Here is a 12,363-nt window from a genome sequence, read left to right as displayed (position 1 = left end):
TCAAGACGCGCATTACCGAGAAGTTCGGCATCGAGACCCCGATCATCATGGGCGGGATGACCGGCGTGGGTTATGGTCCGCTGGTCGCCGCGGTCGCCAATGCGGGGGCGCTCGGCTTCATCACCGCGCATATGTATCCGACCGGCCAGGCGCTGTTCGACGAGATCGAGGCGACGCGCAAGCTCACCGACAAGCCCTTCGGCGTGAACCTCACCCTGCTGCCGTCGATCAACCCCATCCCCTATGACGAATATCGCGAGGCGATCATCGCGAGCGGGATCAGGATCGTCGAGACCGCAGGCCGCGCCCCGACCGACCATCTGCCGCGCTTCAAGGAAGCCGATGTCACGGTCATCCACAAATGCACCTCGGTGCGCCACTCGGTGTCGGCGGTGAAGAAGGGCGTCGACATGATCAGCATCGACGGCTTCGAATGCGCGGGTCATCCGGGCGAGGACGATGTCGGCCTCGTCGTGCTGCTGCCCGCGACGGTCGATGCGCTGCCCGATACGCCGATCATCGCCTCGGGCGGCATGGCCGACGGGCGCAGCATCGTCGCCGCGCTCGCGCTTGGCGCCGATGCGGTGAATATGGGCACGCGCTTCTGCGCGACGGTCGAGGCGCAGATCCACCAGAATGTGAAGCAGCGCATCGTCGATGCGAGCGAACTCGACACGGTTCTGGTCGGCCGCAGCTTGCGCAACACCGCGCGCGTCGCGAAGAATGCGGTGTCGGACGAGGTCGCCGAAATCCAGCGCGATCCGACCAAGACCTTCGACGACGTCCGTCACCTGATGGCGGGCGTGCGCGGGCGCGAGAATGTGCTGCGCGACGGCGACGTCGACGGCGGCATCTGGACCAGCGGCCAGAGCCAGGCCCTCATCCACGACATCCCCACCTGCGCCGAGCTGGTCCAGAACATCATGCGCCAGGCCGAAGCCGTGCGCGCGCGGATCGCGGGGTAATATCCTCGCAATGACGAATTTTGGGATCAGCTAGCGCTTTCCTGCCACCCGCCGCCCAATGCGAGGAACAGCGCGACGAGGTTCGTCGCGCGGGTCTGTTCGGACTGGGCGGCGACGGAGCGGTTCTGCCCTCAGTAGATGGTGTAACCGCCGTCGATGACGATCGCGTCGCCGAGATGAAAACTCGAATGACGGCTGGCAAGATAGACCGCGATTGCCGAAAAATCGTCGCCGTCGCCCCAGCGGCCCACGGGCGCGCGGCTGATCACATTGTCGTTGAACTTGTCCCAGCCCTGCAGCCGCTCGGTCATGTCGGAGCGTGTCCAGCCGGGCAGGATGCTGTTGACGCGAATCCCGTGCGGCGCCAGTTCGACCGCCATCGCGCGGCTGAGCGACAGCACCGCGCCCTTGGTCGCGCCATAATGTTCGTTGCGCGCCGCCCCGTGGATCGACGCGGTCGAGGCGATCGAGACGAGCGAACCGCCACGGTCGCCCGCCTTGCCGCGCGCGATCATGTGCGCCGCGGCCTCGCGCAGCGTGTAGAAGACGCCATAGACGTTGATCGACTGCAGCTTTTCGAAATCGGCCTGGCTGATCTCGAACATGTCGCGCCGCGGGATGCCGATGCCGGCGTTGGCTATCGCCTGGTCGATCCGTCCGAACTCGTCGATGATCGCCGCGATCCCCGCTTTCACCGCCGCTTCGTCGGCGACATCGACCTGCGCGCAGCGAACCGTCCCGCCCAAGGCCTCGAGCTCGGCGACCGCCCGCTCGTTCTTCTCGGGCTTGTTGCCCCAGATCACCACCGTCGCACCGTGCATCGCGAGCCCCTTGGCCATGCCCAGCCCGATTCCGCCATTGCCGCCGGTGACCAGCGCGACCTTGCCGCGCAGGTCGAAAAGCCCCAAAGTCATCCTCATCTCCTCATGATGCCGGTGCGCGATCGCTTTCCGCCGCGCCTTCGCCCTACCCATAGGGTGCGCGCCGCCGCGGTTTCAAGACGTTACCCGGCCCTGTGCTTTAGGCCCACGCCCCGCTTGCATTCGAGCGATAGCCGAGCGCACGATAGGCGGCGTCGATCAGCAGCTGTGCACGCGGCCCGACCATCACGCCCGCGCCCATGCGGTTCATCGTATAGCCGAAACCCATGCCCGCGCCGGGGTCGGCAAAGCCCACCGACCCGCCGAAGCCGACATGGCCGAACGCCGCCTCCGACATCAGCAGCGTGCAATCGACCAGTTCAGGCTGGCGGCGGTTGTCGGTCGTCTTCATGAAACCCGACCCGAAGCGCATCGGCATCAGCAAGGTCGCATCGAGATGGCTCGCGCTCGCGGTGCGGCCCATGCGCGCGACGGTATCGCGTCCCAGCAGCTCGCCATTGGCCAGCGCCGAATAGATGGTCGCAAGGCCGCGTGCATTCGTGATCCCGTTGAGCGACCCAATCTCGACACCCCAATAAGCGGGGTCGTTGCAGTCATAACCGCCATCGTTGGTCATCATCAGCGTGAACGGCGCCGCCGGATCATTTTCGATCGCATCATTGGCGCGCGACTTGCCGCCGAACAGCGGATCGGTCGGATAGATCATCGTGGCGACGCGATGATGCTCGCTCGCCGGGAGCCCGAGCCAGAAGTCGGCGCCCAGCGGCCCCGCGATCTCGCTGCGGATATAGTCGCCGAGCGGCACGCCCACGGCGCGGCGGAACAGCCCGCCGACGGTCCACGCATAGGTGTGGCCGTGATAGCCATGGCGCGTCCCCGGCACCCAGAAGGGCCGCTCGCGCGCGACGCGGTCGCACATATGGTCGAAGTCGGCAAAACCGCCGGGCCGCACCGGATCGCGCAGCGCCGGCACCCCGACCGAATGGTCGAGGATCATCGCGACCGTCGCCTCTTCCTTGCCTTCGCACGCGAATTCGGGCCAATATCTCGCGACGGGGACGTCGAGGTCGATATGCCCCTTCTCGACCGCATGATGCGCCGCGATCGCCGCGATCCCCTTGGTGCTCGACCAGACGATCGAGATGGTGTCGGCGTCCCACGCCGCGCCGTCTGCCGCCTTGCGCCCGCCCCACAGGTCAACCACAGGCCGCCCTTCGTGGAACACCGAAAGGCTCGCGCCGACCTCGCCGCGCTCCTCGAAATTGGCCGCAAAAATATCGGCGAGTTCGGCGAACGCCGGATCGATTTCGCCCTGCACCATCCCGGCGATGGTGCTCCGGCTGATCGCGTTCATCGTCATCATATTCTCCAATTCGGGGAAGCCGCCAGCATCAGCGCAGCTCGGCGCCGGCAAAATCCTGCGTCTCGCGCCAGTCGGTGACCATGGCGACCCAAGCGAAGAGCCCGCCCGCATAGACCGTGTCGGTCAGCCCCTTGCCGCGCTTCACCGGCATGCCCTCATTGTTGAAATAGCCGGGGGTGCAGGAGGCGTGGAAGGCAACATCGGCCTCGCGGCCCGCGACGATTTCCTCGACATAGGCGTCCTCGGCGCCCGCCGTCGCCTCGATCTCGTCGAAACCCCGCGCGCGCAGCAGTTCGATCGTGCGCGCGATATGGCGGCCCTGCCGCATCATCATCTCGGTATAGTTGATCGTCAGCCCGACATGCACCGTGCCCATCAGGAACAGGTTCGGGAAATTGTGGACGAGCACCCCGTGGAGCGACCGCGCCCCCTCCTGCCAATGGTCGCGCAGGCTGATCCCGCCGCGCCCGGTCAATTCATAGCCCTTGCGCTCGGACAGGTCGCTCGCAAAGCCCGAGGCGAAGATGATCGCATCGGCGGGATATTCGGCACCGTCGACGACGAAGCCCGCCTTGGTCAGCCGTTCGAGCCCCGCCGGCCCGCTGACATCGAGCAACTCGACATTGTCGCGGTTGAACGCCGGCAAATAGAGGTCGTTGAAGGTCGGCCGCTTGCAGAAATAGCGGTACCAGGGCTTGAGCAGCGCGGCCTTCTCGCGCTTGGTCACCACGCGGTCCACCCGCGCGCGGATTTTCTCCATATAGCGCAGGTCGGCGCGCTCGGCGGCTTCGGCGGCCTCATCCGCCGAGACGCCGCTGTCGCTCTTGTCGCCGCCATAGACGCTGGCGAGCTCGGCGGTCGCGTGGGTCCAGCCATCGTCGACCAGATCCTCGTCCTGCTGCCCGCCGAGTACCAGGGTCGAGTAGTTGAGCATCCGCCGGTCCTGCCACCCGGGTTCGAGCGACGCCGCCCATGCCGGATCGGTCGGCTTGTTCAGTCGCTCGCCGACCACAACGGGCGTGCGCTGGAGAACATAGAGATGGTCGGCCGAGCGCGCGATATAGGGCACCAGCTGCACCGCCGACGCACCCGTCCCGACGACCGCGACGCGCTTGCCCTCCAGCCCCGCGCAATCGCCCGCATGGCTGCCGCCGCTATAGTCATAGTCCCAGCGACAGCTGTGAAAGACGTGCCCCGAAAATTCGTCGAGCCCCGGCAGGTCGGGCAGACGCGGCTGGTCCTGCCCGCCACCCGCCATGACGACGAAGTTCGACCGGATCGTGTCGCCGCGATCGGTCGTCACCGTCCAGCGGTCGCTATCCGACCAGCGCACGTCGGTGACGCCGGTATGGAACAGCGCATCGTCATAGAGATCGAAATGCCGCCCCAGCCGCTGCGCATGTTCGAGGATTTCGGGCTGGTGAGAATATTTCTCCTTGGGAATATACCCCGTCTCCTCGAGGAACGGCAGGTAGATATAGGATTCGACGTCGCACTGCGCACCGGGATAGCGGTTCCAGTACCAGACCCCGCCAAAGTCGCCGGCGGTATCGATGATGCGGATCGGGCCGATGCCGCATTTCTTCATCTCGATAGCGACGATCAGCCCCGCAAAGCCCGCGCCGATGATCACGGCATCGACCTGCTCGTTCCGCACCTCGCGCTCGATGCGCGGCCTATAAGTGTCGCGAAGGTCGATCGCGATCCCGCTGCCCGGCGTTCGATAGGCCGACCGGTTGCTTTTGCCACTGCGTCTGTCACGCTCGGCTTTATACTTCTCGCGCGCCCACTCGAGATCGGGTTCGGGCATTGCCTGCAGGTCATCGAGCATCGGGAGAGGCCTTTCTGGAAATGGGGATCGCGCCGCTCAGGCGTCGGCGAAATGGCGCGACAGGAAGGCGCAGGCGCGCGCCAGTGCCTCGGCGCCCTCGGGGATGGCGGGGAAGAACCACGGCCAGACATGGATCATGCCGGCGCGCAGCTCGAGATCGACATCGACGTCGGCATCGGCGAGCGATTTTGCGAGGTTGAGCGCATCGTCCATCAGCACCTCGGCGGTGCCCGCCTGGATAAAGACCGGCGGACTGCCGCGAAAATCGGCAAAGGCGGACGAGATTCGCGGATCGCTGACCGCGATGTCGCCTGCATAATGCGCAGCCATCTTGGCCAACTGGTCGATGCTGGCGAGTGGGTCGGCCTCGCGCTTGATCGTGCGCGATGTCGCGGTATCCGACAGGTCGGCCCAGGGCGACATGCAATAAATACTCGCGGGCAGCGGCTGCTCGTCGCGGAGCAGGTCGGCGAGCAGCGCCATCACCAGCCCCGCCCCGGCGCTGTCGCCGACGAGCGCGATCTTGTCGTCGCCGGCCGTCGCAAGCAGCTCCGCCCACGCCGCCTTCAGATCGTCGAGTCCGGCCGGATAGGGATGCTCGGGCGCCAGCCGATAGTCGATTACCGCGACGCGACTGCCCGTCTGGCGCGCAATCTCGCCGCCAAGGTGGCGATGCGAGTCGAGCCCGCCGATGCAATAGCCGCCGCCATGCACCAACAGCACGATATGGCGCGGCGCCGCCGCAACCTGCAGCCATTCGGCCGGCCTGCCACCAAGCGTCGCCTTGGTCACCCCGACGTCGGCGAGCAACGGAAAGGCGTCGCCCATCGCGCGATAGGCCTCGCGCATCTCGACAATGTCGGCGGGCATTGGCGCGGCGAACAATTGTTCGACCAGCGCCCGATAGGCTTCACTGGGCATCCTGCTCTCCTTGGCGGGCCGTCATGCGGCCGGGCGGTGCGGCGCCATTGCGAAGCCGCGATAATCCTGCGCGACGATCTCGCGGCAAGTCTGGAGGAAATATTGCTGGCCGAGCGTGTAGAGCAGCATCTTGCGCCGCCCCCGCCCTTCGATGTTGTGGTTGATCCCGGTGAACCAACTGTTGGTCTTGCCCGCCAGCAACTGACCGGCCTGATCGAGAACCTGCGCGGTCCAGTCGTCCTCCGCCGCCGCGGTCGCTTCGCAGCGCGCCAGCCCCCGGCCTTCCATATGGCCGATCAGGTCGGCGATGAATTCGACATTCTGCTCCGCACAGCGCGGGACATTGCAGAAGGTCGCACCGCTGTGCGGGCCGACGATCATGAAGAAATTGGGAAAGCCATGGCTCTGCAGCCCGAGGAAGGTGACGGGGCCATCGTCCCATTTCCGCTTCAGCGTCGCGCCGCCGGTGCCGACGATGTCGATCCGGTCGAAAGCCCCGCGAACGGCGTCGAAACCGGTGGCATAGATGATGACGTCGAGCGGAACGAAGCCGCTCCCGAACCGCATGCCCTCGGGCGTAATTTCGATCAACGCGTCGGCGTTGACGTCGATCAGGTCGACGTTCGACTGGTTGAAAACCTCATAATAGCGCGTCTCCATCGGCACCCGCCGCGTCCCGAACAAATGGTCCTTCGGGATCAATTTTTCGGCGGTTTCGGGATCGGTCACCCGCGAACGGATCTTGCGCGCGAGGAAGTCGCTCGCGAGCCGCGCCGCTTTCTCGTCGACCGCGAGGTCGATGAAATTGCTCAGCCAGAAGGCAAAGCCGCGCTCGCCATATTTCGCTTCGTAAAAGGCCTCGCGTTCTTCATCGCTCACCTCGAAGGTGGTGCGCGGATCCCAATTGTGGACGAAGCCCGCGTCGCTGTCGCGGCACGTCTGGAATATCTCCGTATAACGCGCCTTGATGTCGGCCATCTCGTCAGGCGCGATCGGCGCGTTGCACAGCGGCTTGCACCAGTTGGGTTCCTTCTGAACGACGGTGAGGTGCCCCGCGACCTTCGCCATTTCCTGGATCACCTGCACCCCAGTCGCCCCGGTGCCGACGACCGCGACACGCTTGCCCGCGAGGTCGATGCCGCCGCGCGGCCAGTCGGAGGTGTGAAAAGAGGCGCCCGCGAAGCTGTCGCGTCCCGGAAAGTTCGGGATCACCGGGATCGACAATATGCCGACCGCGGTCACCAGATAGCGCGCGCTGGCCTCATAGCCGTCCTCGCAGCGCACCCGCCACCGCCCTTCATCCTCCTGCCAGTGCGCCGAGGCGACGCGCGTATCGAAACGGATGTCCTTTCGCAGGTCGAGCTTGTCGGCGACGCGGCGCAGATAGGCAAAGGTTTCGGGCTGCGGCGCGAAATGCTCGCTCCAGTCCCATTCCTGCAGCATCTCCTCGTCGAAGGAGAAGCAATAGGAATAGCTTTCGGAATCGAAACGGCAGCCGGGATAGCGGTTCCAATACCAGGTCCCGCCGACCTCGCTTCCCGCCTCGATTACCTGCACGCTGAGGCCCAGCTGGCGCAGCAGGTGCAGTTGGTACATGCCGGACATCCCGGCGCCGATGACGATGGCGTCCACTTCGACCATGTAATTGACTCCGCCCCGAAAAATGTCCCGGCCGGCCCGGCGGCCGGGACAGAGGAGGCCCCTTAGAAACGGAAGCTGATATCGATGCCGTAGGTGCGCGGCTCCCCGGGCACCGCGAGGTTGTAGCCCCCCGCCGTGCCAAGCCCGATGCCGCCGACATAATATTGCTTGTCGAAGATATTCTTCGCGAAGAAGGCGGCCGAGACCCCCGACCCGCCGATATCGTCGAGCCCGACGCGCGCGTTCACCAGCTCATAGGACGGCAGCTTCGTCCCCGGCGCACCGCTCTGGCCATAGTTGGAGAAATAGAGCGACGACTGCGCATAGACGTCGAGCCGCGCACGCAATTCGCCCGTGTCGCCCGCCAGCGGCGCGGTGACGTCGATATAGCCGCTGCCCGAATATTTGGTCACATCGGCAAAGGTCGTGAAGTCGATGAAGGTGCCGAACAGCGTCTGCTGCGTGTCGCCGCGATATTTGGGGTCGGTGTGGTTGAACGACCCGCCGATCACCACGCCCGGCGCCACGGTGAACTCCGCATCGAACTCGACACCCTGAAAGATCGCACCGTCGGCGTTGACCGTCGCGCCACCCGGCCCGACGTCAGGGAAGGTCAGATAGGCGATGCGCTGGATGCCATCGACCCAGCTCTTGTAGACCGCGAGGTTGGCGCGCGTGCGGACCGAGCCGACATGGCCGTTGAACTTGGCACCGAACTCGATGTCCTCGATCTTTTCGGGGTCGAAGCTGTTGCCACCCAGTTCGGCGGGCGCGTTCACCGGCGGCGCGTTGTAGTTGAAGCCGCCGCCACGCCAGCTGCCGCGATAGGTGCCATAGAAGAAGAGCGACGGTGTCGCCTGATATTCGAGCCCGATCGTCCAGCTCGGTTCGCTATCCTTGCGCTTCTCGATGATCCCCGCAGGATAGAAAGGCGCGAAGCCCGACACTTCGGTGAACTTGTTCTTCTCCTGCGTGTAGCGGAAGCCGCCGGTCATGCTCAGCGTGTCGGTGAATTTGAACGACGCCTGCGCGAAGGCGCCGATGCTCGAAATGTCGAAGTCGCCCTCGAGCCGGTTGCCAAGCGGCAGGCTGCCGCCGAACACCGGACCCAAGACCGGATTGGCGACGGGACCGAGGTTGAAATAGCGGAAAGTCTGGCCGCTGGTACGCTTCTCGTTCGAATAATAGACGCCGAGGATATAGGTCAGGCGATTGTCGATCGCCTCGCCCGACAGTTGCAGCTCCTCGGAAAAGGACTTCACCCGGTTCCGCGTCTGCACATATTCATAAAAGGGGAACGGGCTGCCATCCTGGTCGAACAGCGAAAAGTTCCGGTTGTACGAATAGCCGACGATATTCTTGATCTGGGCGCTGTCGGAAATATCGATCGACGTTGTGTTGATGATATAGCCGTTCTTCGCGTTCAGTCCCGTCTCGCCGTCGAGATAGGTCGCGCGCGTACCCAGCGACCGCTGGAGCCCTATATAGTCGAGATAGCCTCCCGCGGGGGTACCCGGATAGGCGGCCATCAGCGCGGCATAGGCCCCCTGCCCTGCCAGCGTGTCGAGGATCGGGCTGTAAAAGGTCGGTACGGTCGCGGCGAGCGCCTGCCCGTTCGGACCGACCGAACCCGGCGCATTGGCCGAATAGGCGAGGATCGGATCCCCATTGCCTTTCGAGCGGCCATATTCGGCGACGAATTTCGATTCGATCGAGTCCCCGATCTCGAAGCTCAACGATGCGCGTATCGACCAGCGGTCGACATTCGCAAGCCGGTCGCCGTTGACGAGGTTGCGCACGAAGCCCTTCCGCTGGTCGACAAGCCCGGCGACGCGCAGCCCCGCGCTGTCACCAAGGGGCACGTTGATCATGCCCTCGCCCTGCCAGGCTCCGAGATTGCCGACCCGGCCGCGTGCGAAACCCTTGAACGCGTCGAAATCGGGCGCCGCGGTCGAAAAGAGCACCGCGCCGCCGGTGGTGTTGCGGCCGAACAGCGTCCCCTGCGGACCCTTGAGCACCTGCACCGAGCCGAGGTCATAGAGCGACCCCGCGCTCAGCGCATTGGTCTGGAATTCGTTCACATAGGTCAGCACCCCCGGCTGCGAGACGCTGAAGGCGTCGATCGACTGGCCGCGGATCGCATAGTTGAACTGGCTGCTACCCTGCGTCGACCGGACGATCAGGCCGGGCGTCGCAGTCTGCAGGTCCGCTTCGGAATTGATGCTGCGCGATTGCAGCGCGTCGGCGGTCAACACCGACACCGCGACCGGCGTGCGGCTCAGCCCCTCTTCGCGGCGCCGTGCGGTGACCACGATGTCGCCGTCGGCGGCGATCGTCGATGCCTCGTCATTCTCCGTCGGCGCCGCAGCGCCGGTATCCTGTGCCGCAGCGGTTGCCGGAATGGCCCAGACGAGCGGCAGCAGGCTGGCGGCGATCAAATATTGGACGCGACGCGATTCATTCCGATCCATAACCGGTTCCCTCTCCCATCGATGACCGCGCTTCGGCGGCTTCGCTTGGCCGCTCCCATTGCGACCGATGCTCGTTTTGAGCTTTTGTCGAAGGGCATCGTTGTCGATGATTGCGAACCTGTCAATGCATTTTTAGGACGCATATTTCGATATTGCAGTGCAATATACGACAATTGCACAAATTCCCTTGAGTTTGATGCCTGTTCGCATCATGCGTGCAAGGGGCGCGGCGCATCATCCGATGGCGCAAGGAATGAAATCATGGGTTCGAAACGACGGCTGGATTCGATCGATCGGCAGATCATTGCGATGCTGGCGCACGCGCCGCAGACCTCGAATCGCGACATCGCCGCCGCGCTCGCGGTCGCCGAGAGCACCATATCGGTCCGGGTCGACGCGCTCATTCGAGACAAGGTCATGAAGCTCTCGGTCCAGCAGAACATCATGAAGGCCGGGCATGATGTGCTCGCCTGGGTCGACATCAGCTGCGCCTTCTCGGACGCCGAGCGCATCGCCGAGGAAATCCGCAAGATAGAGACCCTTATCTCGATCTCGCAATTCTTCGAGAATCCCTTCCTTCAGGCGATGGTCTTCGCGCAGAATGCCGCCGAGCTTCGCGACCTTGTCGAGACGATCGGGTCTATCAGGGGCGTCGACGCGATCGCGACCGACGTTGCGATCGGCGAAGCCTGCATCAAGCCGGGGATCGCGTCGCTATGACCAGCCGATACATTCCTGACGCGATCGACCGGCAGATAACCGGCCTGCTCCACGAGGATGGCCGGACCAGCAACCGCGCGATCGGCCGTCAACTCGGGCTCTCCGAAGCCGCGATCCGCAAGCGCCTGAAGCGGCTGACAGACAATGGCCTGATCACCTACGGCCTGCTGATCGACGTCGCCGCGACCAACATGCAGGTGTTCGGATGGATGTATCTCGAAGTTCATCCCGCCCATCTCGGCGCCGCCTATAAGGCGATCGGCGAAATGGAACGCAGCTCGTCCTGCGCGATGAAGACCGGGAACTATAATCTGATCGCGCATATGTACGCGAAGGACCAGCGTGCGATGACGGCAACGATCGAAGATATGTACCGGATCGAAGGCGTTACGCGCGTCACCTTCCGCCAGGTCAACAAATACCCCGCACACCGGCACGAATTCATCGTCGACACCAGCGACCATGGCTTCCGGAGCTGGCATGGCAGCGTCGTCCACACCGACAGGGGCTGACACGCGGCCTGCAGGCTCTTGGTCGAAACGCCTCCGCCGGCAAGCGGTCGGGTTGGAGGATACCCTCGGATCGGAGGGCGATGGACAAAGCCTGAGGCGAAACGGCGCGACAGGCCCAAGCTTTATAATTTTTATTCAATCCGTTACAATCCACACCACATTTTCTCTGCCAAGTTCGATTTGCGCGATATCGAGGCAGAGAAGCGCGATGGCCGGTAGCGGACGATCACGACTAAGGGCTGATCCGGGAGGAGCGAACATTGTGTCGCGCCAATCCATTACGGCCAGAAGCAATTAATACTGGCCTGATGGCCATCGGGCATGGCTATCGAGCGTTGCCAAGCCGGTCCGCGAACAGACGGAGCCGCCAGCGCTGCGACATAATGGTTAATGAATGCGAATCGATTCCGAAATCGGATTCAACGATATACCCATGTTGTGTCGAGATTTTTGTTCCGTAATTTGACAGAACAAGAAGATCGACACAGTTCAACCGTCGACAATATTCAAGGCGGATTGGTTGTCTGAAAGACAACTTATTATGGGGTATATTGTTGATAGCGGAGTCTTTGCATGGCCGCGGAAGTTTTTGTCAAGTCGACGGGCCAGTCCCGAACCGTATCTGCTGACGCGATCGACCTCGACGCTCCTTCCGTTGTAAGGTTGCAGCTGGCCCGCGCCGACGTTCAAAGCCTTGAACGTCAGGGCGACGACCTCCTTATCCGCCTTCGCTCGGGCGAGACGATCCGCATCGTCGATTTCTACGTCGCGACCGCGAACGGCGTCGAAAGTGATGTCGTTTTCCAGGAGCCCGATGGCAGCATGTGGCTGGCCAAACCGGGACCGCAGCCCCAATTTTTCGAAGTCACCGACTGGAACGAGTTGCTGGCCGGCTCGTCGCTCAGCACCAGCGGATCCGGAGCAGGCTTCATCCTGCCCGCCCTCGGCCTTTTGGGCGGCGTAGGCGCGCTCGCGGCAGCCGGTGGCGGTGGCGGAGATGACTCCGACGCTGATGCGGATGCAGATGCAGATGCTGACGCAGATGCGGACGCAGACGC

10 protein-coding genes are annotated in these 12,363 nt (G+C 63.9%); 4 read left to right on the top strand and 6 right to left on the bottom strand.

Annotation, left to right across the window (positions count from 1 at the left end; genetic code table 11):
- Nucleotides 1-965 (top strand): nitronate monooxygenase family protein (locus B1A78_RS16995; protein ID WP_218667995.1); only part of this gene is annotated, 965 nt, incomplete at its 5' end.
- Nucleotides 966-1,096: 131 nt separating this feature from the next.
- Here B1A78_RS16995 and B1A78_RS16990 read toward each other — a convergent pair.
- The 6 genes from B1A78_RS16990 to B1A78_RS16965 all read right to left on the bottom strand — a co-directional run bounded on the left by B1A78_RS16990 (nucleotide 1,097) and on the right by B1A78_RS16965 (nucleotide 10,073).
- Nucleotides 1,097-1,879: an SDR family NAD(P)-dependent oxidoreductase gene (locus tag B1A78_RS16990; protein ID WP_077148102.1), complete on the bottom strand. Its 783-nt coding sequence runs from the start codon at nucleotides 1,877-1,879 to the stop codon at nucleotides 1,097-1,099.
- A 106-nt stretch (nucleotides 1,880-1,985) separates the two neighbouring features.
- Nucleotides 1,986-3,209 carry a serine hydrolase domain-containing protein gene (locus B1A78_RS16985; protein WP_218667994.1) on the bottom strand — a complete coding sequence of 408 codons (1,224 nt, stop codon included), beginning with the start codon at nucleotides 3,207-3,209 and terminating at the stop codon, nucleotides 1,986-1,988.
- Nucleotides 3,210-3,237: 28 nt separating this feature from the next.
- Nucleotides 3,238-5,040: an NAD(P)/FAD-dependent oxidoreductase gene (locus B1A78_RS16980; RefSeq protein WP_077148101.1), complete on the bottom strand. Its 1,803-nt coding sequence runs from the start codon at nucleotides 5,038-5,040 to the stop codon at nucleotides 3,238-3,240.
- Nucleotides 5,041-5,076: 36 nt separating this feature from the next.
- The gene (locus B1A78_RS16975) at nucleotides 5,077-5,961 is read right to left on the bottom strand and encodes an alpha/beta hydrolase (protein ID WP_077148100.1); all 885 of its coding nucleotides are present in this window, start codon (nucleotides 5,959-5,961) and stop codon (nucleotides 5,077-5,079) included.
- Between the two features lie 21 nt (nucleotides 5,962-5,982).
- A complete protein-coding gene (locus B1A78_RS16970) occupies nucleotides 5,983-7,602 on the bottom strand; it encodes an NAD(P)/FAD-dependent oxidoreductase (RefSeq protein ID WP_077148099.1) in 1,620 nt (539 codons plus the stop codon).
- A 62-nt stretch (nucleotides 7,603-7,664) separates the two neighbouring features.
- Entirely contained in the window at nucleotides 7,665-10,073 is a 2,409-nt protein-coding gene (locus B1A78_RS16965; RefSeq protein ID WP_077148098.1) for a TonB-dependent receptor, read from the bottom strand.
- 21 nt (nucleotides 10,074-10,094) lie between these two features.
- On the opposite strand from B1A78_RS16965, the gene B1A78_RS16960 reads away from it, so the two are divergent.
- The 3 genes from B1A78_RS16960 to B1A78_RS16950 all read left to right on the top strand — a co-directional run.
- Complete coding sequence (locus B1A78_RS16960; RefSeq protein ID WP_083734259.1) at nucleotides 10,095-10,793, top strand: Lrp/AsnC family transcriptional regulator; 699 nt, start codon at nucleotides 10,095-10,097, stop codon at nucleotides 10,791-10,793.
- Nucleotides 10,790-11,305, top strand: coding sequence for an Lrp/AsnC family transcriptional regulator (locus B1A78_RS16955; protein ID WP_077148096.1), 516 nt, complete (start codon nucleotides 10,790-10,792; stop codon nucleotides 11,303-11,305). The genes B1A78_RS16960 and B1A78_RS16955 overlap by 4 nt, the downstream gene beginning before the upstream one ends.
- 573 nt (nucleotides 11,306-11,878) lie before the next feature.
- On the top strand, nucleotides 11,879-12,363 hold a 485-nt coding region (locus B1A78_RS16950; RefSeq protein WP_144037874.1), incomplete at its 3' end, for a BapA prefix-like domain-containing protein.

This window comes from Sphingopyxis sp. KK2 (genome assembly GCF_001990265.1).
GTDB lineage: Bacteria > Pseudomonadota > Alphaproteobacteria > Sphingomonadales > Sphingomonadaceae > Sphingopyxis.
This window is presented reverse-complemented; position numbering and strand designations above follow the sequence as displayed.

Bases quoted from the DNA above. Each gene is read 5' to 3' on its own strand.
- B1A78_RS16960 (WP_083734259.1), top strand. From the start codon at position 10,095: ATGACCGCGCTTCGGCGGCTTCGCTTGGCCGCTCCCATTGCGACCGAT.
- B1A78_RS16990 (WP_077148102.1), bottom strand. From the start codon at position 1,879: ATGACTTTGGGGCTTTTCGACCTGCGCGGCAAGGTCGCGCTGGTCACC.
- B1A78_RS16985 (WP_218667994.1), bottom strand. From the start codon at position 3,209: ATGATGACGATGAACGCGATCAGCCGGAGCACCATCGCCGGGATGGTG.
- B1A78_RS16980 (WP_077148101.1), bottom strand. From the start codon at position 5,040: ATGCTCGATGACCTGCAGGCAATGCCCGAACCCGATCTCGAGTGGGCG.
- B1A78_RS16965 (WP_077148098.1), bottom strand. From the start codon at position 10,073: ATGGATCGGAATGAATCGCGTCGCGTCCAATATTTGATCGCCGCCAGC.
- B1A78_RS16955 (WP_077148096.1), top strand. From the start codon at position 10,790: ATGACCAGCCGATACATTCCTGACGCGATCGACCGGCAGATAACCGGC.
- B1A78_RS16970 (WP_077148099.1), bottom strand. From the start codon at position 7,602: ATGGTCGAAGTGGACGCCATCGTCATCGGCGCCGGGATGTCCGGCATG.
- B1A78_RS16975 (WP_077148100.1), bottom strand. From the start codon at position 5,961: ATGCCCAGTGAAGCCTATCGGGCGCTGGTCGAACAATTGTTCGCCGCG.